Origin of the sequence: Catenulispora sp. EB89 (assembly GCF_041261445.1) — a bacterium.
Taxonomy (GTDB): domain Bacteria; phylum Actinomycetota; class Actinomycetes; order Streptomycetales; family Catenulisporaceae; genus Catenulispora.
Window position 1 is genome coordinate 1 of the sequence record NZ_JBGCCU010000035.1, and the last position, 25213, is coordinate 25213.

Genomic DNA, 25213 nt, shown 5'->3' on the forward strand with positions numbered 1-25213 from the left:
CCGGTACGACAAGCTCGCCTGCCGTTACCAGGCCACCGTCACCATCGCAGCCATCAACGGCTGGCTATGAACCACTTCTCAGACACGGCCTAGTACGGCTGGACTCTGCATATGTCAGCAGTAGATTGCATGCGATCTTGCACAGGGAACGATCGCGGGAGGCGGGCATGTCGGATCAGTTCGCCATGGGAAGCGCGTGTTTCAGACCAGGGGCCGAGGCGTCCGTGGACCGGCTCCTCGCCGGGGCGGAGTAAGCAAGTGGGCCGGCGGCCAGCGCTGCATGCTCGACTCGCTCCTCCGCAGATGGTTGTCGCTGGCCGAGGAGGAGTGCATCTCCACCGTGCCGGAGTTCTCCAACGAGACCTGGTGCCGTGGAGTGTTGGCACCCGTTTGGTCGCGGCTCCCCGCGCAGGTTCGCGATGTGGGACAGGCTCAGCTGAAGCGCGCGGACGCGCAATTCATCGCGGCGACCATCCCGTGGCCGAACCACGAGGACGAGACGAAGTGGTGGAAGTGGCGCATCCCCCGCGAGCTCGGAGCCTATCCAGATGAGGGTTACGGGTCGGGCTGGCCGCCAGGATGGGCGATGGTGCCATTCGCCAAGCCCGACGAGGCTGCGGTCTGGATCTGGAGCTGATCCAGAGCAGCGGAGGCGCGCCGCGGCCCGCCGTCGGATCGACTACCGTCGGCCCGATGCGCTGGCCTGTGCTTCGAGTAATCGATTTGCCCTGCCGCCGCGGGTCCAGGCGACCGCTCGCCATGGCCGCGGTTGCTGGTGCGTCCACGACTGGAACTCCTGGACCGCAAGGGTCGGCGAGATCCTCCAACGAACGGTTGGTCCTGACGCCTCGGGGACGTCGACAAGCTCAGCGCCAACGTCACCCAATTGATCGATGTCGACGTTCCAGAGGCACAAGTCCCACTGCGCGAGCTCGTCCATGAGCGCGTGGGACTCGATGAGCGTCGGCAGCGACGGGGCGATCTCCAGGAAGTCGCTGCTTCCGTCCTCGGCCCCGACGCGGCCATCGGTGTGCACGAGGTGGCGGATCGGGCTGGACACGCGTTCTCCGAACCAGTCGAAGTACCAGTCGCCGGGTTTGTCCGCCCAGGCGTACCCGCCGAGATCGTAGTTCCATTCGCGGGCCATCTCGTGGCGCTGTCCGTCGAGGACAAGAAAGCGCCGGACGGTGTAACGCAGGCCTCCGTATCGGAGCGCGAATCCCTCGCGCCGGATGATAAGCATCGGAGGAGCAGTGACGAACTCGTCGCCAATCAGTCGGACGTGCTCGATCTGAGTCTGAAGATCGGGTTCGGGCGGCACGCGCCATCCTGTACGCCGAAGCAGGGTCTGTGCTCGGGAGGATAGACCGTCGAGGTCGTCCAACAGGTGCATGTGGCTTCTTCTCTGAACCGGTTGTCGTGCTCATCATGCTGGCTAATCGATCGCGGGTGCAACGGATCCGGGCAATGCCGGATCGACTCTCCTGCACCACGACCACGCCAAAGCCGCGCTTCTTCGCCCCTGGCGGCCAGACTGCGAACGGATCGAGGGCACCGTCTCCCACAGCGGTCACATCAGCTCGAATATGGATGCCTCGATTGCCCAACAACGCGCCGCAGAGGGCAACACCTGATCACATACCGCAGCTCAGTTCTCGGCGCGCAGTGCCGCGACGCATCCCTCGCTGATCCTGGCCCAGTCCCGGTAGAACACGCGCGCCTGCGGATCCAGGAAGATCGCGCGAAGCAGGTTGGTCTCCCGGCCGAGCCAGCTGAACAGCGCCTCGCCGAGAGCGTTGGCCGCCAGCAGATCCATGTGGCGTCCGTAGACCAGCGCCGGGTGTCGGGCCAGGCGTCCAGGAGCGAGACCAGGCTGGGTGCCGCGTACTGCGTGCGCGCGGTCCGCGACGAGCGTCGCGAGGTACCGGAATCGGCCAGGCTGTGCAGGTAGGCGGCGGCCTCGTCGTTCAGGAGCAGCGCCTCGGCGAGCGCGTCGAGCACCTGACGCGACGGATGCTGGTCACGGCCCTGTTCGAGCCGGACGTAGTAGTCGGTGCTGACTCTGGCCGGCATCATTAGGCTAGGAAACCTTTGCCGAGGCGCGCGGTGCTGCGGGCTAGACCTCGGCGAGAATGCCTCCGTCGACTCGATACTGAGCCGGTGAGCCAGCTCGCTCGTTCGGAGACCAGGAACGCGAGCAGTTCGGCTGCGTCCTCGGGACTGTTGGGCCGGTTCATCGGGAGGTTCAAGGATGCCGCGATTCGCATTGCGCCTGCTCCAGCGTCACTCCCAGACTGTCCGCGAGGGCGCCCTCTGTGGCGATGAATCCGGGAAGGACGCACACTACCCGCACGCCCGCCGGGCCGACCTCCGCGGCTAGCGCGCGGCTGTAGTAGTTGAGTGCTGCCTTCGCCGCCGCGTACGCGACCTGCCCGGGCCGGGCCAGGTGGCGGGCCAGGTGGCGGGCGATGGAAGACACGTGCACCACGACTCCCGACCCGCGTTCCACCATGCCCGGAACCAGTTCCTGGTCCAGCCGGACCGCGGACAGGAGGTTGACCTCCAGGTCGGACTGCCACGTCGGCATCGGCCGGGGCAGCACGCTCGACGCGGCGCTGCCGGCGCCTATGCAGGAGCACGTTGATCGGCGACGCACCGATACCCGTCGACGCCTCCGTGCGATCGCGCTGGAGCTGTTCACCCAACAGGGCTACGAGCTGACCTCGCTGACCCAGATCGCGGGGCGCGCGGGCGTCACGCGCCAGGCCTTGCTGCACCACTTCGCCAGCAAGGAGGAGCTGCTTACCGAGTCCTACGAGGAACTGCTCCCCGCGCTCGACGAGCTCATCGACGGCGCCAGCGTTTCACCCGGCGGGTTGACCCACCAGCAGGTCGTTGACCGATTCGACGCCCTCGCCCGCGGCGAGCACGGCGCGACGCTGGTGTGTGCGCACGTTACCGAACACGCTCTGCGCGGTCTCCCGGCTGCGCGGACGCTCCAGCGCAAGCTGACCGAACTGACCGAAGTGCTCGCCACCGACGACACCCCCGAAGGCCGGATGCGCGGTCGGCTCGCCGTCGCGGCCGTGGTCATGGCCGTCGTCCGCCCCCGAGAGCTGAGTGGACGGCGGACTCAGCGGCACGACGCGGCGCGGGCTGTGGCGCGGTCGCTTCTCGGGGCGGAACTTTGACGCTCCGTTCCGCCCTGGCTCGGTCCCGCCCGGGAGCCGGACCGCCCCGGCCGCGCCCCGGACCGCCCCGGCGCCGTCACGGCGTGGCGAGCGTTTCGGCATGGGCCGCGAGACCGTCGGCCATCTTCTGCATGTACCGCTGCAGGTAGGGCCCCATGTACCGGCCGAGACCCCAGCGGGTCGAGTAGACGCCGTGCCAGTGGATGGACGTGCCTCCGTCGGGGGCCGGCTCGATCTCGATCGCGGCCTGGTAGTCGCGCATCATGGGATTGAACGCGTCCTCGTATGCCAGGCGCCGCTGCGGGTCCACCGCCGTCAGGCGCTCCCCGGTGACCATTCGCCCGGTCCGGAACGCCCGAACCGCACCGACGCCGTCCCGCCCCTCCGGGTCGAGGCCGACGGATCGTTCGCGCTCCAGGCTGTCGACGAGGGACCAGACCGGCCAGCTGGCCGCGTCCAGCAGTAGCGCCCAGATGACGGATGCAGGGGCCTTCGATCTCACCGTCACGTCATAACTCTGTCTGTTCGAGAACACGAGCGTTCCTTCCTTGGCGCGATCGACATGGAGCGCTCCCTTCCTGGGAGGTTCACATCGGTCAACAGGCAGCGCCGGCCAAACTTTCCCCCTGACTGGTACGCACTCTGAAATACGGTACTGGCGTGAAGGGAAGCATCGAGGTAGAGCCCTTAGTCACCGAAAGCAGACTCACCGGCGTCGTCGATCCGAACTGCCCCGCCAGAGGCCTGCTGGAGCGCGTGACCAGCCGCTGGGGCGTCCTCACCCTCGTCGCACTCTCCGACGGCACGATGCGCTGGGGCGAGATCCGCCGCCTCCTTACCGGTGTGACCGAGAAGATGCTGGCCCAGACCCTGCGCACCCTCGAGGCCGACGGCCTGGTCGCTCGCAAGGCCCACGCGGTGGTCCCGCCCCGGGTCGACTACAGCCTGACCGACCTCGGATGCGCGGCGGTCGACCTGCTTCTGCCGCTGGTGGACTGGGCAGTGGCCACCGCCATCCCGGCTCAGGGAGCGCAATCTGAAGCAGAGAAGGTCCAGTGGCGGGCACGGCGCTGTACGCGCTGACAGCACTGCATACGAGCTCTGAGACGCTACCAACCGCTAGCGAACGCCTTCTCGGCGCCTGTCGGATCGAGGAGGCGGCATGAGCGCCGAAGCGAGGAGCGCCGAACCGACCCCGAACCCGGCCGCGCCATGGAACGGGCTATTGACGCCACGACACGCCATACGCACGGCCAAGTCGAAGGGCGTGGAACTCGGCGCTGACCTCGCCGAACCGATCCGGCGTCAACCGTTCGCTGTTCGGGTCGCGATCCGTGAGCACAGCTGTCGGGACGCCTGCCATCCTCCAGACGATTCGCGGCAGGCGGCTGCTGTCAAACCGCACCGTGAGTTTGAAGTGGTCACTCCTGCGATGCGGTACCTGTACATAGCGGGGTGCCATTGGCTGGCCGGGCGGAACACGAAGCCGCATCGTGTAACGATGCCGCTCGCCGACACGGAGTGGGCGCGGTAGCAGGATCACGTAGCGGAAGTAGCTCTCGTGGGGATGTTGTTGTTGCGTCAACACGCCGCCGTGAAGCAGTTCGGCTTCCAGCCCGTGCGGAGAAAGCTGGTCGTGCGTGATGCGAGGAACGCTTATGGAGGTCACGAGTTCCCGCACGCCGTCTTTGACCGCGACTGCAATCCGGTGTTCGACCGTTTCAGGCACTGCCCCGTCGAGGGACAGGGCGACTTCAAGGGATTCGAGGTACCAGTCGTCGGCGACCAGAACCGACGCGGTGTCGGGATCGGCGTTCGGCGCGAAGCGGATCCATGGTGGCAGGACGTCCTGCGGCTGAATGGCCGACGGGGCGTAGTCTTCGAGACGCTTGAGCTGAGCCCAATATGAACGCCAACTTGCTTCGTCGCCATCACATGCGACGACAAACGCGGCGACGACGCTGAGGGTGGGCAGGCGCCGGCCTGATGCGGCCTCTTGAAGAGTGCTGATGGAGTATCGGGAGCGCCGGGCGAGCTGGTTGTACGTGAGGCCGGACGTGTTTCGCAGGTCGCGCAGCCAGAAGCCGAACTCGCGGGAGGGCGAGCCGTCTCGTTCGAGGGGTTGCTCTGATCGCCCCATGATATTGCCCCACTGCCTGTTTTCCAGATCTTGCCGCAGATTATCCGGATCGGGGAGGGGGTCTGTCCAGGCCTGGAGAATGATCGCCCGGGTGGTCGGTGTGGATTTTACGGACTCTTGCCAACTTCCTGCGAAACAATTGTGCGGCCATTGTCTCGCTGACAGCTTTGTTGCCATAACGCAACAACAGCATGACGCCACCGTCAGCGCCGGGATCGGCGATCAGCCGACCGGTTCCGTGAAACTGGCTCTGCGATCAAAAGGTGATGACAATGAATGCCCGGGCATCGGTTGCCCCTGTGACGATTTGCACGTCCGCTGTCGGACGGCTTTCTCGGCCCGATATGGCACGCCTCGGTGGGAATTCGAGTTCGTCTCTTTCAGACAACCCCTCCGTGGCCGGATCGAGGTCCGTGCAGGTCGTGCAGGTCGTGCACGTCTCGGCCGTCGTGGCCGCGTACAACGAGGCCGCGACCATCCGGGACGTCGTCCAAGCGCTCGTTGACTGTGCCTTGGTGGACGAGGTGATCGTCGTCGACGACGGCTCGACCGATGGCACTCCCGCCCTCGTCCCGGCCGCGGCGACCCTCCTGCGCAACGCCGAGCGGCTCGGGAAGGGACAGTCGCTGGAACGCGGAGTCCGGCACGCGCGAGGACGCGTGCTGTGCTTCGCTGACGCGGACCTCCTCGGGCTGAGACCGGAGATCGTCGCGAACCTGGTGGCGCCGGTGGTCCATGGCCAGGCCGACATGACGGTCGGACTGCGGTGGCTGCTGCGCTTCCGAATCCCGATCCTGCGAGGGGTCTTCGCCAAGCTCGGCGGCGAACGGGTCCTGACCCGCGAACTGTGGGACTCGGTGCCCGAGGGGTACCGGCGCGGATTCCGGATCGAAGCCGCGCTGAACGTCACGGCGCGACGCGCGGGGTTGCGGGTGCGGCCGATGATCCTTCCTCGGGTGAAGCAGGTGATCAAGGAACGGAAGCGAGGGGTGGCCGGCGGGCTGACCTCCCGGGCGGGGATGATCGTCGAGATCACGGCCGCATACGCACAGCTGGCCGGAGCCCGGAGAACACCATGAGCGGCCATGAGGACGACCTGCCGCTGGTTGAGGTGGTGGCAGGCGTGAAGGCCGCGACGCGGATCCCCGCTCCGAGCATCATCAGGACTCTGCCAATCTCGCTGGCCGGATTCCGCACGCTGCTGGCTGTTCCAGTCATGGCCGCGGAGGCCATGCGGACCCTCACTCCGACTGCGGTGATCATCGGCGCGTTCGTCGTCGCCCGGGTCGCGGAAACCGTGGCGAAGAGCTCGCGAGGCTCCGCGTTGCCGTCCCCAAGCGGACTGACAGCAAGCCGAACGACACCAAGCCGAACGACACCAAGCCGATCGACGCTCGTCGCCGACCGGGCCTTCTGCTTGGCCGTGCTGATCGGTGTCGGGGCAAGCCACCGAATGACTTCAGGGCTCCTGTTCTACCTGGCTGTCGTGGTCGGCGCGCAGATGCTCGTTCCGAGCGGTTCCATCCTGGGACGCTTCCCGGACCGGCTCGTCATCCCGAACGTGGTCCCGCTCGCGGCCGTTCTGGCCGCCTGCCGGCCCTTTGCCGGAGACGGCCCGGTGTCCGTCAGCGTCGAGGTATTGATCGCGGCGCTCCTGACCGGGGACCTCTGGTTCAACACGTTGCACGCCGAGCGCTTCCACGTCCTCTCCTGGGAAGACATGGCAACAGCGCTGCCCACGCGGCTGCGCCGGAACTACGAGATGAAGTTGGAGCGCAGCGGGAATACCACCGCCCGAAAGCTCACCGTCCCCAACCTCGTGACCGGCCTGCGCGTCATCCCCGCGGTCGCCGGCATCAGCGCCCTGGTCGATGGGAACATGGCGGCCGCCGCGGTCTGGATGGTGGTCTTCGGGTTGCTCGACGTGGCGGACGGCTACATCGCGCGCGCGTTCGGCCAGGTCACGGCGTTCGGGACGGTTCTCGACGTCGCGCTGGACAAGACCGCCACCACTGCGGCGATCGTCGCGTTGGTCTGCGTCCACCGGCTTGCGGTCGACGTCGCCGGAGTCGCGGTGATGAGGATCGCGGCGATCGCGCTCACCGCCGGGGTGTGTTGGGCGAGCCGCACCGAACTGCCGCGCAACACCTGGAGCCCGGTGGCTTCGGCGACGGTGCTGCTGTGCGTCTTCGTGCACAGCGACGACTTGGCACTGGCGACGATGTATCTGAACGTCTGGAACGCGGTGCACTTCGCGCACCACGCCGTCCGATTCCGCACGCGGCGGACGGGGTAGCCGCCATGGCCAGACTGCTGGGGGTGTGCGGGACCGGCAACGACCCTCGCAAGGAACCGCCGCAGGTGATTCAGGTCAAGTGGCAAGCGGCTCTGATGCGTGGTGTCGAGCAGGCCGGTGGTTCGCCGGCCTATGTCGAGGACCTGGTCTGCGTCACCTATGCCGACCTGCTTGAGACGTCCGCGCCGGCGACACCCACCACGAGCCCGACGTCTTCTCCTTCACCGTGTGGCACGGCACGGATGGTCCGTTTCCTGTCCGAAGTCCACGCCTACGTGGCAAACCTCGACGTCCGCCATCGTGTCCGTGAGCGCATCGCCACCCAGATAGGCCCCGACACCCACATCATCGTCGGTCACTCCCTCGGCGCGGCCACCGCCTATGAGGCGCTCGCACTCCTGCCCCATCACAACGTCCACACCCTGATCACCCTTGGTTCGCCCCTCGGATATCACAGATACCTGTTGCGGCCCTCACTAATGCCGAACGACCAGCATCGCTATCCGTGGCCGCCCGGCCTCCAACGCTGGATCAACCTCTACGACCGCAAGGACCCCTTCGTCGTCCGCAAACGGCTGAAGCCGCTGTTCGGGGACGGTCATCAGGTTGAGGACTACCCGGTCCGCAACGGACTGGCACTGCATGCGGCAGGGGCCTATCTCTCAACGTTCGCAACCGGGTGCGCGATCGTTGCGCAGTCTGCGCTGCTCTGAACTCGACCCAACCGGGGCTACGACTTGATGAAGGTGGCGAAGCTGTCCAGCGGCACGCTCTATCCGATGCTGGCCCGCCTCGCGGTCGAGGGGTGGGTGACCGCGCTCGCTCGGGTGGCCACGCCGTCCGAGCCGGCGGCTCTGACCGTCGGCGAGACCACGATCTGCCCCCTGCAAGCCACAGCACCCCCGATGGTGCCCAACTCGGGTCCCGTGGGAGGCTGAGGCGTGTTCCAACGTCGGGGGACCACTGCTGTCGCCGTCTTGGACGAGGACACGCAGTCGGGTTCGGAGACAGGTGTGCTGCGCGTCGGCTGGGAGCGGTCGACGCTGATCCTTCTCGGGGTGGCGGCGGCGATCGGGGTCGTCTTTCCCTTTGTCGTCTCGGCGTGGACCGGCAGCTTGTCCATACCGCACAACGACAGTTGGTGCTTCAGCCGCGCTATTGAGATCTTTGCGCGGACCGGGCGCGTCCATCTGTTCAACTGGAACTCGATGGCGTTGGTCGGCCTGTTCATACCTCTGTGGAAGGCGGGGCGCTGGATCCTGGTGCAGGACGCTTATGTCGGCGTCCTCGCGGTCGTCGCGCTCGGGGCCGTCTTCGACATCCTGCGTGCGGTCGGGGGGCGCCGGCGTGCTGCGGTTGGCGTCCTCGTGCTGGTGTGCTGGCCCGGCTTCGGGTTGCTGTCCTCGTCGTTCATGACGGACATTCCGGCGCTGGCGGCCGTGACGGTGACGCTCGCCATCGGGCGGCGGGCGCTCGATCGGGCGTCTGTTCCGCTCTTCCTGGCCGCGTCGGTGGCGGGGTTCTGGGGCTTCACCATTCGCGAGCAGGCCATCGCGGCCATCGTCGGTGTGTACGTGGCGGCGCTCTGGAAGCGGGATCTGCTGCGGCCTGCCAAGCTGGCTTGGTTGCTCGGCTTCGGTGTGACGATGGCGGTCGGGGCGCTGGCCTTCGAGCATTGGCGCCGTACCGTGCCCAACGCCGAGCCGCCGGTGGTGACCCTCGCGCGGTTTCCCGGCTGGCACTACGTGCTCTTCACTGCTGCCGGCGGCTGGCTCTACCTCGCGCTCGTCCTGAGCCCTGTGGTGGTGTTGACGGCGCGGCCGTGGGCCTGGTCGCGGCCGGTGCAGGGGGTCTCGGTCGTCGCATTCGTCTGGTTCGCCTACGAGGTCTACCGGGGCACGGTCGCCCTCCCGCAGAACTACCTGCAGCTCAACGGTGCCTACAGCCCGGCGTTCCTCGGCTCGCGCCCGGACCTCTTCCCCCGGCCGATCTGGGACCTGCTGCTGCCGCTCGGCTGTCTGTCCAGTGCGCTGCTCATCGGCTTGGTGCTCTCGCGCGTCCGTGCGCTCCGTAAAGAAGTGCTCGTATTCGCGGTGCTGACTGCGGGCTCCATCATGCTCGAACTCGCCGAGCACTGGATCCTCTTCGACCGCTACCTGCTCCCGCTCGCCGTGCCGCTCCTGGCGATCGCGCTCGATCGCAGCGAGCCGGTCGCTCGGCCCCGTATCCCGCTCGCCGCGCTCGTCGGCGCGCTCGTGGCCAGCGTTACCGGCTTGCTCACGGCCAACGCGCTGACCTTCGACGCGGCTACCTGGCACGCCGCGCAGTCGATCGTCGCCGGCCGGCAGGCCTCCGCCGAGCACGTCGACGCCGGCCTCGACTGGACGGCCTGGTACTCGCCGGACGGGATGAAGGCGATGGACCCGAACGCCGAACCCGGCATATACGTGAAGAGCGCGGGACTTGGACACGATCACCCGTGCTACGTCGTCGCCTCGAGTCCGCAGCGGCAGGCCGGCTGGACTCTCGACGCGACTCCCGAATACCGCCGCTTCGGGTTCATGGGCCCCCAGCAGTCGCTGTACGTGTACCGGACGGCTGAGACGGTCTGTCACTAGACCATCCGGGACCCCGCTCGCGGCTACGATGCAGGTCGATCAAGGGAGGGCGTCGGTGTCGCCTATTTACGAAGCTGGGAAGGCCACACAGTTGCACGGTCGAGGAACCGGTGCCATCGTCCTGGCGATCAGCGTGATCGCGCTGCTGTTCTGTGTCGCGGTCGCCGCCAACTTCCGCGGGTTCGCCGGCCGAATGCCATGGCGCGGACGCTCGTCCGACCCGGAGCGCCAGGCATTCGTGGTGACGTGGAATCGAGTGGGCTGCGGCGTATTCGCCGTGGTCGCTCTGGTCACCCTCATCGACGGCGTTCGGCTCATCGCCACGGGATCGATGTAGACCCCACCGATCAACCGGAACACGCTCGCGCACGGGCTCAGCCTCGACGGGGTACGGCAGCGGCGAGCGGCGTGGGCTCGCCGCCCATCTGCCTACTAAGAAGCAGTCATCACAGCGTCGACGAAATCCGCCGGCGGCAGATACCCGTGCCGCTCGACGTAGTGCGTGATCAGCACCGGCGCGTGGTACCACCCGCGCGGACCCTCGATGACGATCTCCCCGTTGCCCAGCGCACCGGCGTCTCTGAGCGCCGTGAACAGGGCGGGACCTGAGATCAGGCCCTGTTCTCTGAACTCGGCGACGCAGAAGTCGCAGGGGTGTGAGCCTCGGAACTGGTTGACCGGGTTCGCACGCAGGATGGCCAGTCGTTCGATGGCCTCGTCCTTGAGTGGGCCCGTGGGGAACGGGTGCGGGGCGGCTAGCCAGCCGATGTTCAGGTGTGGTTCGCCGTCGTCTTCGAGTTCGGTGTAGTCGTACGCGCTCAGGTCGGCGTAGTAGGTCACAGCGCCACCTCTCGGCACACTGCCATGTGGCAGACTCCCTTGATCTTACCTTCGTCGAACAGCTCCGACAGGAGTTTGGGCTGGTCGACAGTGGTCGAGCCGCTCATGATCTTCAGTTCGTCGGGCGGGCCGATGATGTAGTTCGGTATTCGTTCGCCCGGGCCGTAGGTCTGGACCGGCATGACGTCGCGGGCGCCGCGTTCGATCTTGGTTCCGACCGAGTCGTCGAGTTTCTCGCCGTGTTGGACGTAGAAGTGCAGGTAGGTGCCGTCCGGCACGGTCGTGAAGCCGTCGGGGGTGTTGTACCAGCCGTGGCCGGCCACGACCTGGCCGCCGTCGGGGCGTCCGCCCGGGGTGATGCTCCACGGCCGGTCGCGGCCGGGGCGCGGGTCGCCCTTGCCGCGCAGGTCCAGGGCGTCCAGGCCGAGCGGGTCGGCGCCGATGAGGGGGTTGGGGACGTAGCCGTGCGGGTCCGGGGCCGGGGCCAGGCCCAGCGGGTCCGCGGTGAGGTAGCGGCCGGTCTCGGGGTCGTAGAAGCGGTGGTAGTTGTAGTCGAGGCCGGTTTCCTCGTCGTGGTACTGGCCCGGGAAGCCGATGGGGCAGTCCGTGTCGGGGGTACCGCCGCCGAACGCGGTTCCGGCGCGCCGTCCGTCGCCGCCGCGCCAGGGGACGCTGCCGTCCTGCGCCACGAGTTCGGTCGGGGTGCCGACCAGGTCGGCGATGATCGCGAAGAACCGGGCGTCGATCTCCTCCTGCGGGGCCTCGGGGGCCCGGCGGACCTGGTCCTGGATGAGCGGTGTGAAGCTGCCCGGGCCGTACTCCCAGGTGGTGACGGTGCTGGCGGCTGCGTCCGTCCCGATCTGCAGGGTTTCGGCCAGCCGGCTCTGGTCCCAGACGAAGCGCGTCTGCCGGACGACCTCGTCGCCGACCACCAGTTGCTTGGCGATCCGGCGCCCGAGGGGGTCGTAGACGTTGCGCCAGTGCTCGCCGCTGGGCGTCACCGTCTCGACGAGCCGGTCGAACGCGTCGTACGAGTACGTCCAGACCTTGCTGCCGCCGGAGAGCAGCTTTCGCACGGCCTTCACACGCCGACCCTGCTCGTCGTACTCGTAGCGGGTTCGTCCCGCGCGGCTCAGCAGGGTCCCGGCGTAGACGCGCTCGCCGGCGACCGCGTCCTGCGAACCGTGGCCGTCGCCGCGATCCGAGCTGCCGCGGTCCGGGCTGTCGCGGTCCCGGCTGTCCGCGGCGTGCGCCAGCCGTCCGTCGCCGTCGTAGGCGTACGTCTCGGTCCAGGTCGCGGCGTGGACGGCGGTGACCCGGCCCATCCGGTCCAGCGCGAAGCGCTTCTCGCCGGTCATCGAGTCGACGACGGAGGTCGGCACGCCGTCGGCGCGATACGTCCACGCCCGCTCCAGCACCGGGGCCGCCGGATGGCCGGTGCCGGTGCCCGTACCAGAACCAGCGCCGGAGCCGCGCCCACCGTCCGCGAAAAGCCGCTGCGCGGCCAAGCGCCCCCGCTCGTCATAGGACATGGCCACCGTGGCCGCCGGGCTCAGCCGGCGCGATGTCTCCCTGCCGGCCGCGTCGAACCCGAACGCGATCGGTGCCGCGCCGTCGCGCTGCAACGTCAACGGACGGCCCGCGGCGTCGTAGCGCCACTGGACCCGGTGTCCGGACGGCGTCGTGCGCTCGGTGCGCCGGCCGACAGCGTCGAACGCGGTGGCCAGGACCGCGCCGTCGAGGATCTGGGACACCGCGCGGCCCAGTCCGTCGCGGATGAACTCCACTTTGCTGTGCGCGTTCTCGGCACGTGCCAACCGGCCCGCGGCGTCGTAGCCGTACTCCACGCGGTTGCCGGCCTCGTCGTGCTGCCGCACCACCCGGCCCATCCGGTCCCGGCTCAGCTCGACGATCTGGCCCACGCCGTTGCGCCGGCGCAGGAGCTGGTTCGCGGCGTCGTGTTCGTACTGGAGGATCCGCCCGTTGAAGTCGGTCTCGGAGACCAGTCGGCCCGCCGGGTCGTAGGAGTACGACCAGGGCCGGCGGCCGGGACGGGACACCGTGGTGAGCCGGGTCTGGCTGTCGTGGGCGAACTCGTAGCGGGTGCCGTCGGCCTCGACGCGGGCCCGGACGGTGTGGAAGGGCCCTGGTTCGTAGCGGGTGAGGCCGCCGGCCGCGTCCTGGTGGCTCAGCAGTTCCCCGTCCGCGTCCCATTCCCACCGCTCGGCGCTGCCGTCGGGGAACCGCTGCCAGGCCGGCCGCCGCGCGACCGGGTCCCAGCCGGTCTCGGTCCGCGCGCCGGTGGGATCGACGACCTCGACCAGCCGGCCGAAGGCGTCGCGGGTGGCGCGCCAGGACGAGCCCAGGGCGTCGGTCACGGCCACCGTGACGCCGGCCGTGTCCACGTCGTAGCCGACGGTGTGGCCCAGGGCGTCGGTGACCGAGCGGAGCGCCCCGGTCTCGTCGAAGCCGTAGCTGGTCACGACGCCCAGCGGGTCGCGGACCCGGACCAGGTTCCCGCGCTCGTCGTAGTGCTGGAGCCATTCGGCGCCGTCCGGTTCCAGCACCCGGACCGGCCGGCCCCGCTGGTCGTACTCGGTGGTGAAGGCCGCACCGTCGGCGAGCTCCATCCGCACCACGTTCCCCGCGGCGTCGCGGACCAGGCGGGTGACCGCGCCGAGCGGATCGGTGTAGCTCAGCATCCGGCCGAAGGCGTCGTTCTCGATGGAGGCCACGTTGCCCAGCGGGTCCGTGGTCCGGCTCAGGTGGCCGCTCTCGTCGTAGTGGAAGGTGGTGCGCGCGCCGAGGGAGTCGATGACGGTGGTGGTCCGCGGCTCTTCGTCGTAGACGAAATCGGCGGACAGATAGCCGCCGGCCCCGGTGCCGCGGATGACGCGGCCGGCTTCGTCGTATTCGTACTCGTAGCGGTATCCGGAACGGTTGATCCAGGCCCGGATGTGGTCGTTCTCGTCGTGCTCGTAGCGGTAGGGCACGTCGGCCGGGTCCAGGACGGCCGTGAGCCGGCCCTGCTCGTCGTACCGGTACCCGGCCACCAGTTCGGCCGCTTCGGCCGCTCCGGCCGACGTGCCCGTGACCATCCACAGGGCCTTGATACGCGGACCCGAACCGGTCGTCTCGGTCTGGACCCGGACGTGGTACCCGCCGCAGTGCCGGACGTCGGTCGGGACGCCGGCCGCGTCGCGGTCGACGTCGATCCGGTTGCCGTGGCGGTCGGTGACCGCTGTCAGGCTGCGTATATGCCCGTTCTCGCCGGTGACGTGGACGACCGCGAAATGGTGGGTCAGCCCCGACGTCCGATCCGCGACCCGGATCTCGTCCGCGCCGCGGTCCCAGGTCAGCTCCCAGCGCGCGCCGTCGGCGGGCAGCACCGGCTCGTCCCCGGTCGGCAGCGGGTAGCGCAGTATCTGCGCGTCGTCGCCGGCGAACCGGATCCCGTCGGCGGCCACGGCGACCCGGATGTCCAGGGTGGACGACCAGCCCGGTCCGAACGAGTGCCCGGTGAGGTACCCGGAGGAGTAGGAGCGGCGCAGCACCAGCGGCAGCGTTCCGGGCAGGCTCAGGTCGGTCTCGGCGGTGATCATCCGGCCCGAGACGACGTCGACCGGGTCGGCCGCGCCCACCGCGTCCTTGTTGCCGCGGGCGGCCAGCTTCTCCAGCATCGGGCCGCCGAACTTCTCCAGCGCCTTGCCGCCGAGGTAGGCCCCGGCGAGCATGCCGGCGTCCAGGAGCGCGTCGCCCCAGTGGCCCTGCATCGCGTCGCCGGCCATCTGCATCACCGAGCCGGCCAGCGCGACGAGGTTGTCGGCCTCTGCCAGCGCGGCGGTGACCACGTCCACACCGGGGATCCAGGAGGTGGCCAGGGCGAGGATGTCCAGGATCGGTGCGATCTCGCCGGCGATGTCCGCGATCTCGCCGCCGATGTCGGCCAGGGCCGCGCCGACGTGCTCCCACCAGTGTTTGTTGTGGATGCCGTCAGACTGTGCGTGGCCGATCGCGCCGGCGCAGGCTTTGGCGGCGGTGATGCGGTCGTCGTGCGCTTGGTTCGCCTGGGCCGTCAGCGCGGCCATATGGGCCTTGGCGTTGGTCAGGTTGGTCTGGGCGGTGTTGTGCGCGGTTTGGGCGTCGGTGACGGCTTGCGGGTTGGGGCTGGCGGCGTGGTTCTGCTGCGCGGTCTTCAGATCGGCGGCAGCGGTGTTGGCGGTGGTGGTGGCGCGTTGCAGGTCGGCGTTGGCGTCCTGGGCCTGACGCAGGGCACTGTCAGCCTTGGACTGCGCCGCCTGTAGCAGCGGTGCGTAGGCGTTCAACGCGTCGGAGGCTTCGCTGTAGGACGTATAAAGCTTCTGCAGCCGCCCCGGCAGCGGACCGAACTGGTCCTTGAAGGCATCAGCGGTCTGACCCACCCACTGCATCGCAGTCGCGTCGGAACCGAAGCTGTTCAGACTCCGGTACGCCGCCTCCACGTCGTGCGCGAAGTCCCCGAACTGCTTCGCCAACGCCTGCACCGACTCCACCACACCCGGAGTCGGATCCCCATCCAGCCCCAGAATGTCCCACCCCGTTGGACGTGCCATTCCCCCGAACCCCCCATGTCAAGGCACTCATCATCGATGCGGCTGACCGCGACGGTCGCCAAGCCTACCGGCCGGTCGGCGGTCCCGGACCCGGGGTACATCACCACCGGGACGGCCCGGAGCAGTTCTTGGAAGGACTTCGCGCGCGAAGCAACAAATGCAAAGATTGCATAAAGTCGCGACCGCTCGTCGAATCCCGTGCATTCAACAGCGATCCGCTACGACCTACTACTACGACCGGCATACGGCGCCGGTCTGGCGGGTTTCAGCCATCGTCCATCCGGCCTTCGAGTGCTCCAGTACCCTGGCGCTCCGATCATTCCGGGAGGACGGCGAGCATTGGGGATATCAACGAATGACCACTGACCAAAAGGCGAAGGCATCCGCGCGAAAGGCTTCTGACGCCGCGCGTGATCCCGACCGCATGGGTCTGGTGGCGCTGATCGCGCTGGCCGCCGGCGGGATGATCGGCTCGGGGTGGATGCTGGGCGCGTACCACGCGACCCAGACAGCGGGTCAGTGGGCCTGGGTGTCGTGGCTGCTCGGCGGCGTCTTGATGACCGCCATCGGCGTGGTCATGGTGGAGCTGGGCCGGCATCGGGCGGAGAACGGGGGGTTGGTCTTCTGGCCGCTCAAGAGCAGTGGTCCCTTGATGACCATCGCCGTCGCGGCCGCGCTGTGGGTGTTCTACGCGCTGAATCCCGCTACTGAGGCGGCCGCCGTGGTTCAGGCGATGGGAAACAAGTCGCTCTACGACTACGACCCCGTGCACCCGGGGCCGACGACGGCGGGTCTGTTCCTCTCCGGCGTACTGATGATCCCCATCGTCGGTGTCACCTTGCTGGGTTTCCGAGTGATACGGACCTCGACGGTGTGGCTGACAGCCTTCAAGGTGTTCGTCCCCGTCTCGGTCATCGTCCTGCTGTTCGCGTCCGGCTTCGACGCCCACGGAGTCGCACAGCATTCGGTGGCACAGGGCCACAGCGTGATCCGCGCCATTGTGAGTGCCCTGACAAGCGGCGGCGTCATCTATGCCTACATAGGCTTTCAGGGCCCATTGGACTTCGCGGGCGAGGTGAAGGACGACGGACGCTTCAGCGAAGCGGCCAGGCTGAAGATCGCGGTGATCGGCACACTCGTCGCCACGACTCTCCTCTACACCCTGCTTCAGGTCGTCTATCTGGGGCACACCGGCCGCTCGTTCGTCAATCTGGAGTCGCCGTACACGAAGTTCGCCGCCGGCATCGCGATCACCGGAACCGCGGTCGCCATCCTGGTCAGGATCGACTCGATCGTGTCCCCGGCGGGAGCGGGAGTCTTGTTCGCGCTGCTGTTGTCGGAGGAGGTCGAGGCCATGAGCCGGGAAGGCCTGACCGATACGCGGCTGGCCACCGTGGAACCGCGCTTGTGGCCGCGGGGTCCGAGGAGGCACTGGCCGATCCTGGCCCTGAACCTGGGCATCGGGTGGCTGGAGCTGGCGTTTTTCGGCGGCGACTGGGTGACCATGGTCACCGCTAGCAGCATCTTGACGCTCTTCGTCTATGCGATGCCGGCTGCGTCGTTGCTCGCGTTCGCCAAGTTCCACCGCGACTACCCGGATCCGGAGAAGCCGGGCTATTTCCGGGTCGGGTGGGGCACGCAGTCGGCTGCCTGGTTCGGGTTCGTGGGGGTGACGGAAGTGCTCTTCTGGGCGGGGTGGACTGTGATGTGGCGGGCAGCGCTGCTGCTTACCGCCGCGACCCTGTTGCTCCTGGTGCTTCCGCGGCTGTCCAGATATATCGAGCGCTTCCAGCTCTATGAGGCCGACAACCCTTGGACCCAGAAATCCGCCCGTCCGGGATTGCTCGTACTGGCGCTCTATTTGGCATCCATTCTGCTCCTGAGCCGGCTGGGAATGTCATCATCTCACCATCCCGTCGTCAGCGCGCAGGTGGGAAGCATCCTCGCCGCACTGGTCGGAATCACGGCGTTGGCATTGCTCCGGCACTACTCGGCCAGGTACCAGGAACGGGAGATTCTTCCGAGCGGCCGGAAAGTGCCCCTACAGCCGGGGAAGAACCTCGCGGGCTAGGTCGAGCATGCCCGCGTCGCGCAAAGCGAATGCCGCCTCCCTGCGCCGCGTCGCCGGCCAGCGTCCGACGGTGGCGCCGGCCAGGCCCTGGACGAATTCGGCGTCGAGCATGCCCATGACCGCCAAGAAGCGGAACACGGACACGACGTCCTTGTCCGAGATCGCGTTGTGCCGGTTGAGGTAGCGCTGCAGGATGGACCTGCCGTCCTTCTCCGTCGCCTCGTCGCGCAACAGCACAGCCCCGACCGGTGCGACGACCCGCGCCATGCGCGCGTCCCCCACGAGCTCGTTGATCATGAGATTCGCGGCTGTCTGGCTTCCCTTCTGGGACCTCGCCTGACGGAGACTTCTGATGTAGCACACGACAGACCGCGTCTTCACCTGGCGATCCTTTGCGGCGACCGCCATCCGTCGGGCGAACTTCTCAGCAGCGTCCGGCCTTTGCTTCGCAGCGATGCTGAACAGGAGCTCCGTGAGGTCGTCGCCGGCACATCCGTCCACCAACGCGTGCTTGCGCAGCTTGTCGCCGGCCGCCTTCGGCAGGAGCTCGTCGTTTTCCAGACGCTCGGCGAGCGACCTGATCTCCACGACGGAACGCGGCCCGCCACGGCCCTGGACGGCCGCGTCGAGCAGGAGTTCGCGACTGCGGGCGCCGGGCAGCCGGCCCCACCAGACCGCGACGGCTTCGGCGACCTGCCCGAGATCCGGGCGTGAGACGACGCGCTCCCGAATCATCGCCGCGTCACGCGCCTGACCGCGCTTTTCGAGTTCGTCGCAGAGCTTCACCGCCGACTTCGGCCGCCAGTTGTCCACGATGTCGTCGATCCGTGCCTGCCGGCGGCGGGACGGCCGTGCGGTCGTCAGCAGTTCGGCCATCACCTGCACCGCGGAAGGGCTGAGCCGTTTGCCCGCCCAGTCGCCGACGACGTCGTTGCCCGGCACGTAGTGGTCGAACTCCTCGTCCAGCTCGACCGCGAGGCCGGCGCGCCAGGGCTCCACGAACACCTTCGTCAACAGCTTGTCCGCTTCGGCGTCGCACCCCGCGCCGATCAGATGCACGTAGACCAGCGCGATGTCGAAGGTCTGCCGCCCCCCGTCGGCGAACTCGTGGGTACCGCGAGCGAACTCCGAGAGGATGGTCTCGATGAGCGAGGTCGCGTTCTTCTGGTCCTCCTCGGTCTGCCAGTCGTACGGCCTGATGGAACCGATCAGCTGGGCGATGTCGGAGGTCAGCCGCTGTCTGGCGAACGTGCCCGCGACCACTTCGTCCGCATCCTGGTCCCGGCCGCTGAGCAGGATCGCGGCGGCCTGGTCGACGTCCCTCTCCAAGGCGGCCACGGCCAGGATGTACGTCCGGTCCTTCGTCCCGAATCCAGACGCGTCGGCGAAGAGGCCCTCAACGGGCCGCTTCGTGGCTATCACCCGCAGGAGCTTGAGAGCTCGCGCGGGATTGGCCGGAGTCCCGTTCCGGGCGGCTTCGATGAATCGCTTCGTCTGTGTCAGGTCGCGATCTTTCAAGACGGCGTCGATGTCGGCCGAGTCCCTGCTCAGATCACTGTCGTCGGCCACGCTCAAGCCCGTCTCTGACATTCCAGTAGATCAGGTAGTCGTCCAGGTGATCCGCGTAGAGCTTGATGGCTTCCTCGTCGATGCGCTTGGCGTTCGCCCGACCCTCCGGACTGTCCCACAGAGCCAGGCTCACCTTCGCCGCTATGTGCGGATCCGCCATCAACGTCTCGATCGGCCAGCTGCGGCCGGACCTCAGCGCGGTCACCCAGTCTTCCCGGCTGGTCCGTTTGGGCAGCTCTCGCGGGATGTCGGGGGAGAGGCAGTTCTCCACGAAGGGGGTGCTGTCGGCCGGCCCGCGCAGGATGAGTCCGGCCAGCGGACTGAAGTGGCAGTCGCGCATGGCGATCCGGATCTCGTCCCGGACGTCCCCGAGCGAGAGCATGTCGCCCGCGAACCTGCTGCCTCGACTGAGCACTTGGAGGAGATGGCCGCTGAAGTGCGTGCAGTCTTTGAAATCGGGGTCGATACGCCCGCAGCTCAGCGGGTTCGCTATGACCTTCTTCCGGTTCGGATCGAGGGCCGTGAAGATCGCCGTCCCCTGGTCGCGTTCCATGAGGGCGAACGTGCGCTCCGGATAGGTGTCGTCACCAGATCCCATCGACGGCAGGAGATTCGAGTAGCAGCAGTCGGCGATGAAGATCCGAAGACCGTCCTGCTTGGGGTACATCGCCCTGCGGATCGCGGAGTACTCCAGCCAGCCCGACGCCATGTCCTCCCGGGATCCGTACATCGCCAGATGGACGAGGTTGTCATGGATGTCAGGCCACGCACGTCCGTGGCCCACATAGACCACGAGAAGCGTCTCGTCCGCCCCCTTCGCCTCTTCCGCCGCGGCTTTGATGGCTACTTCGACCGACACCTGGTCGACGCGCCCGCCTTCTGGCGGAATCACAGTGCAGTTCCCCTGAAAAGGGGCCAGCGAGTCGAGGATCTCGAAGTACTTCCTGACGCTCTCGCCGAAACTGTCGTGGGATGCCAGCGCCTCAGGTCCCTGCTGGAACTCCGACGCCCCGATGATGACGGCGCGGGAGGGCAAGCTAGCCCTCCGTCCCGACGTCGCCGGCGGCTGCTTCGTCTTCCCCCGTCGACTCCACGTCGAGGGTGGCCGCCGGCGGCTCGTGCCAGCGCTTCCTGGCGACGTCCAGCACCGTCCTGCACTGCTCCAACAGGGCTTTGAACGCGTCGTCGGCGACCGCCGTCACCGCCGCGGTGAGGATGATCTCCCCGACGGCGCCCATCGAGGGGCCGGTTTCCCGCTTCTCGCGCTCGCGGTCTCGCCGCCACGGGAGTCCCGTGGCCGCGCCGAGGTCCTCGAGCAGCTGGTCCGTCCACTCGAGGCCGCCGTCGCCGACCCGGGCGACGAGTCGATACGCCGTCATGCTCTTAGGCTCCGTTCCCGATCACTCGTGGGCATCAGCCCGTCATGAAGGCCCCAGCATGACCGGGGCGGGAACGCCCGCGCGGGGCGATGGTCGATTTCCGCCAAAGTTCCGGCCGACCGCGGCGCGGGGTGCCCGCGCCGAATCCGGCCGATGGGCCGGGCCGCCTGGCGGCGGATGCGGACGCGGAGGAAGCTCAAGATCCTTGCCAACGAAGACTCGGCACCGTCAGGATGCCATGAACGGCGAGGGGCCCAGGCGTGAGTGCGGCCGCGCCCCGTGGATGCGGAAGGCATGCGATGGCGACGAACGCGCATCTCCGCGCCAGCCTGGGCCGGGTCCTCGAGGACCTGGGGAGCACCCTGCTTGAAGTGGTGTGCGGTGATGCGCGCTCGGAGGCGCAGGTCGGCGGGGTCGTCATCTACGATCCGCTGGAGGAGCAGGTGCCGTGCCTGGACGCGCTGGTCCTCGGCGTGGGGGTGCGGGGGGCGGAGTCGATCTCCGCGTTGCTCAGCGATCCCGTCATGTCCGGCGCGGCCGCTTTGGTGGTACGGGCGCCTGTCGTCGCCGATCCGGTCATCGAGGCCGCGTCCTCGCGGTCGGGCGTCACCGTGCTGGCGCTGACGCCGGGAGCGACGTGGGCGCAGCTGGCGGCCATGGTCAGATCGCTGATCGCAGAGGGTGACGTCGGCGAGGTGGGCACGCCGACGATGTTCGGGACGCCGGCGGGTGATCTGTTCGCCCTCGCGAACGCGATCGCGGCGTTGCTGGACGCGCCGATCACCATCGAGGACCGCGGCAACCGGGTGCTGGCGTTCTCCGGCCGCCAGGACGAGGCCGACACCTCGCGCGTGGCGACCATCCTGGGCCGGCAGGTTCCGGAGCAGTACACGCGCATCCTTGAAGAGCGCGGTGTCTACCAGGCTCTGTACCGCAGCGAGGAGCCGGTCTTCGTCGATCCGCTGCCGGACCTGATCGCCCACGGCGAGATGCCCAGGGCCGCGCTGGTGGTGCGGGCCGGCGACGAGATCCTGGGCACGATCTGGGCCGCGGTGCGGGCGCCGCTGTCGGCCGAGCGCGCGCAGGCGCTCCGCGACGCGGCCAAGCTCGTCGCCCTGCACATGATGCGGCTGCGCGCCGGGGCCGACGTCGGGCGGCGGCTGCACGCCGACCTGGTCGCCACCGCGCTGGAGTCCGGGCCGGGCGCGGCGCAGGCCGTCGCGCGCCTCGGGCTGGCCGAGCGGGCCGCCGTGGTCGTGGCGCTGGACGTCATCGGCGCTCCCGGGGAGCCGTCCGCCGTGCGGCGCGCGGACCTGGTCGCCGAGCGCCAGCGCGTGGCCGACGCGTTCGCGGTGCACCTGACCGCCGTCCATCCGCGCTCGGCCGCGGCCGTCGTCGGCGACGTGGTGTACGCCATCGTGCCGGTGCCGCAGCAGAGCGCCGACGGCGCGCAGCGCGTCGCCGCGGTGGCGCAGGAGTTCCTGCGGCGCATCGGGATCCGGCACGGCCTCATCGTCGGCATCGGCGAGGCCGGCACCGGCCACAGCGAACTGTCCCGGTCGCGCGCCGGGGCGCACCGGGCCCTGAACGTGTTGCGGAAACGGGACGGCGGCGAGGCCTGCGTGGCCTCGATCGGCGACGTCCAGCTCCAGGCGCTGCTGGCGGAGCTGGCCGAGACGATCACCGAGCGCGGCGACGTGCTCGGCGGCCCGGTCGCGCGCCTGACCGACTACGACTCGCGGCACCGCACCCGCCTGGTCGCCACGCTGCGGGCGTGGCTGGAGGCGTTCGGCGACGTGAACGCCGCCTCCGCGACGCAGTACGTCCATCCCAACACCTTCCGGTACCGGCTGCGCCGCGTCGCCGAGATCGGCGAGATCGACCTGGGCGACGCCGACGCCCGCTTCGCGGCCATGCTGCACCTTCGGTTGCAGCCCTCTGGTTCGCCGGCGACCCCCGGCGACCCTGACGCGTAGTCGACGATCTTCGTCCTGCTCTACAGATTCCGTCACGCGGCCTTATCCGCCCGGACGAAGCTTCAGCCCGACCGGCGGACATACCCTCGGCACACCGATCCGTGAACCAGGCGGGTGTGTCCCGGTGAACGCGCCGGGTCGCGACTGGAACGAGTCCCCCGCACCCCGGAATCAATCGGCGGAAACGACCGCCAGAGACGGATGACGCATCATGATCTCGACTCGACGTTCGGTACTCAAAGCGGGACTGGCCGGTCTCGTGGTCGCCCAGGGATCCATCGCCCAGGGCTCCGCAGCCTTCGCGGCAACGAGTCAGAAGCAGACCTTCGACCAGTGGCTGCACGATTTCGAGGCGAGCGTGCCGGCCCGGCTGGCCGCCGCCCACGTCGCCGGCGTCGAAGTCGCGATCGTGTCCAAGAACGCCCCGACCCCCTACGCGGCGGCCTTCGGCTACGCCGACATCGCCGCGAACCGCACGCTCACCCCGGCCACCCCCATGCACCTGGCGTCGGTCAGCAAGCTGTTCACCGCCTCGGCCCTGGTCCAGCTGTTCGACCGCTGCGGCCTGGACCGGCACGCCGACGTCAACAGCTTCATCGACTTCCCGGTGCGCAACCCCGCCTACCCGGACCTGCCGATCACCCCGCACCAGTTGGTCACCCACACCTCCAGCGTCTCCGACGACAACTACGTGGGCTTCGACACCGTCGGGGACCCGACGCAGAGCCTGTCGGACTTCCTGCGCGCCTACCTCGTACCGGGCGGCAAGCACTACTCACCGAAGAAGTCGTATCTCCCCAAGCACAAGCCGGGCACGTATTTCAGCTACTCCGACGTCGGCATGGCCCTGGTCGGCTACATCGTGGAGTGCGTCAGCGGACAGGACTTCGCCGCCTACACACAGGCGAACGTGTTGGAGCCGCTCGGCATCACGGACGCACACTGGTACCTGCGGGAGTTCGCGCCGGGCGTACTGGCCGTGCCGTACGAGTACAAGAACGGCGCGCTGGCCGCACTGCCCCAGATGAGCTATCCGGACGTCCCCGCCGGCGCCCTGCGCTGCTCGGTGGCAGACCTGGCGACCAGCCTGCGCGCGATGATCGGCGGGGCGATCGGCACGCCCCCGATCCTGTCCCCGGCCGACGTCGCCGAAATGCTGCGCCCCCAGGTCAGCCCGAAGATCGTGCCCTACCAGGGGCTCGGCTGGGTCCAGGAGGTCGTGTCCGGACACCCGTACGTCGGCCACTCCGGCTCCGACATCGGCTTCGCCAACATGGTGGTCCTGACCGAGGACCAGAACCACGCCGTCGCCGTGCTGATCAACACCGACGAGGGCGACGGGTCGCTGGTGACCGACTTCCGCGCCGCGATCACGACGGACCTCGTCCACGGGGCGCAGCTCCTGGGCTGAAGGCCCGTGCTCCGCGCCCAACGCCTGGACCACGGGCCGGTCGGCGCATCGAACCTCGCAGGCCGCCAGTCCGGCGGGGCCGCGCCTGACAAGGAGGACCGCCGGACCGGACAGCTCTGAGGAAGCGACACGATGACCACGATTCTGGAACCGGGCTCGGCGTCGGCCGCCGAGCCGGAAGCCCCGCCGCCGCCCGGCCGGGCTATCGAGGGCCGCTCCCCGGGCCGGATCGCCCTGGCCCGGCTGAAGAAGGACAAGGTCGCGATGGCCGGCGGGGTGACCGTGGTCCTGCTCGTCCTGACCGCGGTCTTCGCGCCCCAACTGTGCTCGCTCACCGGCAACGATCCGTACACCACGCACACGAACCTGATCGACCCGAACCTGCAGATCCCCAGCGGCGGCTTCGGCGGGATGAGCGCCCGGCACCTTCTCGGCGTGGACGTCCCGACCGGCCGCGACCTGTTCGCCCGGGCCGTCTACGGCGCCCGGACCTCGCTCGGCATCGCCGGACTGGCCACCGTGATCGCCATCGCGATCGGGGCCGGCCTCGGGATGGTCGCCGGCTACTTCGGCGGCCTGGTCGACTCGGTGATCAGCCGGACCATGGACGTGATGCTCGCGTTCCCGCTGTTCCTGTTCGCGATCTCGCTGTCCGGGGTGCTCGGCTACTCGTCCTTCGGGCTGACCGGCAACGTGCTGCGGATCGTGGTGCTGATCGTCATCATCGGGTTCTTCTCCTGGCCGTACATCGGCCGCATCGTGCGCGGGCAGACCCTGGCGCTGCGCGAACGCGAGTTCATCGACGCGGCGCGCGCCCAGGGCGCCACGCCCGCACGGATCATCCTCCGGGAGATCCTGCCCAACCTGACGGGGCCGATCCTGGTCTACGCGACGCTGCTCATCCCGTCGAACATCCTGTTCGAGGCGTCCCTGTCGTACCTCGGGGTCGGCATCCGCTCGCCCATGCCGTCCTGGGGCGAGATGGTCAACGAGGCGATCGCCCTGTACCAGGTCGACCCGGAGTTCCTGATCGTCCCCGGCTCGGCCATCTTCCTCACCGTGCTCGCCTTCAACCTGCTCGGCGACGGGCTGCGCGACGCCTTCGATCCCAAGGCCGGCCGCTGACCGGG

Annotated in this window: 22 protein-coding genes and 1 pseudogene; 13 read left to right on the forward strand and 10 right to left on the reverse strand. The window is 68.6% G+C overall.

Annotated features, from left to right (window positions below):
• Positions 1–280 precede the first annotated feature (280 nt).
• The gene (locus ABH920_RS44435; RefSeq protein ID WP_370355378.1) at positions 281–637 is read left to right on the forward strand and encodes a hypothetical protein; all 357 of its coding nucleotides are present in this window, start codon (positions 281–283) and stop codon (positions 635–637) included.
• 42 nt (positions 638–679) lie between these two features.
• Here ABH920_RS44435 and ABH920_RS44440 read toward each other — a convergent pair whose 3' ends face one another.
• The 3 genes and pseudogenes from ABH920_RS44440 to ABH920_RS44450 form a co-directional block, all read right to left on the reverse strand.
• Positions 680–1393 carry a hypothetical protein gene (locus ABH920_RS44440; RefSeq protein ID WP_370355379.1) on the reverse strand — a complete coding sequence of 238 codons (714 nt, stop codon included), beginning with the start codon at positions 1391–1393 and terminating at the stop codon, positions 680–682.
• Positions 1394–1648: 255 nt separating this feature from the next.
• A complete protein-coding gene (locus tag ABH920_RS44445) occupies positions 1649–1816 on the reverse strand; it encodes a hypothetical protein (RefSeq protein ID WP_370355380.1) in 168 nt (55 codons plus the stop codon).
• A 300-nt stretch (positions 1817–2116) separates the two neighbouring features.
• A pseudogene (locus ABH920_RS44450) lies at positions 2117–2626 on the reverse strand (SDR family oxidoreductase); the annotation flags it as partial.
• Here ABH920_RS44450 and ABH920_RS44455 point away from each other — a divergent pair.
• On the forward strand, positions 2556–3191 hold the full coding sequence (locus ABH920_RS44455; RefSeq protein WP_370355381.1) for a helix-turn-helix domain-containing protein: 636 nt from the start codon (positions 2556–2558) through the stop codon (positions 3189–3191). The pseudogene ABH920_RS44450 and the gene ABH920_RS44455 overlap by 71 nt on opposite strands.
• Before the next feature lie 76 nt (positions 3192–3267).
• On the opposite strand, the gene ABH920_RS44460 is transcribed toward ABH920_RS44455, so the two are convergent.
• Entirely contained in the window at positions 3268–3699 is a 432-nt protein-coding gene (locus ABH920_RS44460) for an SRPBCC family protein (RefSeq protein WP_370355383.1), read from the reverse strand.
• 152 nt (positions 3700–3851) lie between these two features.
• Here ABH920_RS44460 and ABH920_RS44465 point away from each other — a divergent pair, with 152 nt between their 5' ends.
• Positions 3852–4274 (forward strand): winged helix-turn-helix transcriptional regulator, encoded by a 423-nt coding sequence (locus ABH920_RS44465; protein ID WP_370355384.1) that lies wholly within the window; start codon positions 3852–3854, stop codon positions 4272–4274.
• Between the two features lie 139 nt (positions 4275–4413).
• Here the strand turns inward: ABH920_RS44465 and ABH920_RS44470 are convergent, their stop codons facing one another.
• Positions 4414–5508: a helix-turn-helix domain-containing protein gene (locus ABH920_RS44470; RefSeq protein ID WP_370355385.1), complete on the reverse strand. Its 1095-nt coding sequence runs from the start codon at positions 5506–5508 to the stop codon at positions 4414–4416.
• A gap of 218 nt (positions 5509–5726) precedes the next feature.
• Between ABH920_RS44470 and ABH920_RS44475 the strand changes: the two genes are divergently transcribed.
• Genes ABH920_RS44475 through ABH920_RS44500 form a run of 6 tightly spaced genes read left to right on the forward strand, consistent with a single transcriptional unit; the run spans position 5727 to position 10582 of the window.
• The gene (locus tag ABH920_RS44475) at positions 5727–6410 is read left to right on the forward strand and encodes a glycosyltransferase family 2 protein (protein WP_370355386.1); all 684 of its coding nucleotides are present in this window, start codon (positions 5727–5729) and stop codon (positions 6408–6410) included.
• On the forward strand, positions 6407–7627 hold the full coding sequence (locus tag ABH920_RS44480; protein WP_370355387.1) for a CDP-alcohol phosphatidyltransferase family protein: 1221 nt from the start codon (positions 6407–6409) through the stop codon (positions 7625–7627). The genes ABH920_RS44475 and ABH920_RS44480 overlap by 4 nt, the downstream gene beginning before the upstream one ends.
• A 5-nt stretch (positions 7628–7632) precedes the next feature.
• Entirely contained in the window at positions 7633–8340 is a 708-nt protein-coding gene (locus ABH920_RS44485) for an alpha/beta fold hydrolase (RefSeq protein WP_370355388.1), read from the forward strand.
• 27 nt (positions 8341–8367) lie between these two features.
• Positions 8368–8565, forward strand: a complete 198-nt coding sequence (locus tag ABH920_RS44490) for a hypothetical protein (RefSeq protein WP_370355389.1) — start codon at positions 8368–8370, stop codon at positions 8563–8565.
• Positions 8566–8568: 3 nt separating this feature from the next.
• On the forward strand, positions 8569–10245 hold the full coding sequence (locus ABH920_RS44495; protein ID WP_370355390.1) for an ArnT family glycosyltransferase: 1677 nt from the start codon (positions 8569–8571) through the stop codon (positions 10243–10245).
• A 28-nt stretch (positions 10246–10273) separates the two neighbouring features.
• Positions 10274–10582, forward strand: a complete 309-nt coding sequence (locus ABH920_RS44500; RefSeq protein WP_370355391.1) for a hypothetical protein — start codon at positions 10274–10276, stop codon at positions 10580–10582.
• A 95-nt stretch (positions 10583–10677) separates the two neighbouring features.
• On the opposite strand, the gene ABH920_RS44505 is transcribed toward ABH920_RS44500, so the two are convergent.
• Complete coding sequence (locus tag ABH920_RS44505; protein WP_370355392.1) at positions 10678–11085, reverse strand: hypothetical protein; 408 nt, start codon at positions 11083–11085, stop codon at positions 10678–10680.
• Positions 11082–15677 (reverse strand): putative adhesin, encoded by a 4596-nt coding sequence (locus ABH920_RS44510; RefSeq protein WP_370355393.1) that lies wholly within the window; start codon positions 15675–15677, stop codon positions 11082–11084. The genes ABH920_RS44505 and ABH920_RS44510 overlap by 4 nt, the downstream gene beginning before the upstream one ends.
• 355 nt (positions 15678–16032) lie before the next feature.
• Between ABH920_RS44510 and ABH920_RS44515 the strand changes: the two genes are divergently transcribed.
• Positions 16033–17748 (forward strand): APC family permease, encoded by a 1716-nt coding sequence (locus tag ABH920_RS44515; RefSeq protein ID WP_370355394.1) that lies wholly within the window; start codon positions 16033–16035, stop codon positions 17746–17748.
• Here ABH920_RS44515 and ABH920_RS44520 read toward each other — a convergent pair.
• From ABH920_RS44520 to ABH920_RS44530, 3 genes are all read right to left on the reverse strand, one after another.
• A complete protein-coding gene (locus tag ABH920_RS44520; RefSeq protein WP_370355395.1) occupies positions 17719–19170 on the reverse strand; it encodes a hypothetical protein in 1452 nt (483 codons plus the stop codon). The genes ABH920_RS44515 and ABH920_RS44520 overlap by 30 nt on opposite strands.
• A 130-nt stretch (positions 19171–19300) precedes the next feature.
• Entirely contained in the window at positions 19301–20353 is a 1053-nt protein-coding gene (locus ABH920_RS44525; protein WP_370355396.1) for a hypothetical protein, read from the reverse strand.
• A 1-nt stretch (position 20354) separates the two neighbouring features.
• Positions 20355–20696 (reverse strand): hypothetical protein, encoded by a 342-nt coding sequence (locus tag ABH920_RS44530; RefSeq protein WP_370355397.1) that lies wholly within the window; start codon positions 20694–20696, stop codon positions 20355–20357.
• 299 nt (positions 20697–20995) lie between these two features.
• Here ABH920_RS44530 and ABH920_RS44535 point away from each other — a divergent pair, with 299 nt between their 5' ends.
• The 3 genes from ABH920_RS44535 (at position 20996) to ABH920_RS44545 (ending at position 25208) form a co-directional block, all read left to right on the forward strand.
• Complete coding sequence (locus ABH920_RS44535; protein WP_370355398.1) at positions 20996–22672, forward strand: PucR family transcriptional regulator; 1677 nt, start codon at positions 20996–20998, stop codon at positions 22670–22672.
• Between the two features lie 211 nt (positions 22673–22883).
• Positions 22884–24083 (forward strand): serine hydrolase domain-containing protein, encoded by a 1200-nt coding sequence (locus tag ABH920_RS44540; RefSeq protein ID WP_370355399.1) that lies wholly within the window; start codon positions 22884–22886, stop codon positions 24081–24083.
• Positions 24084–24215: 132 nt separating this feature from the next.
• A complete protein-coding gene (locus ABH920_RS44545; RefSeq protein ID WP_370355400.1) occupies positions 24216–25208 on the forward strand; it encodes an ABC transporter permease in 993 nt (330 codons plus the stop codon).
• The last annotated feature ends 5 nt before the right edge of the window (positions 25209–25213 follow it).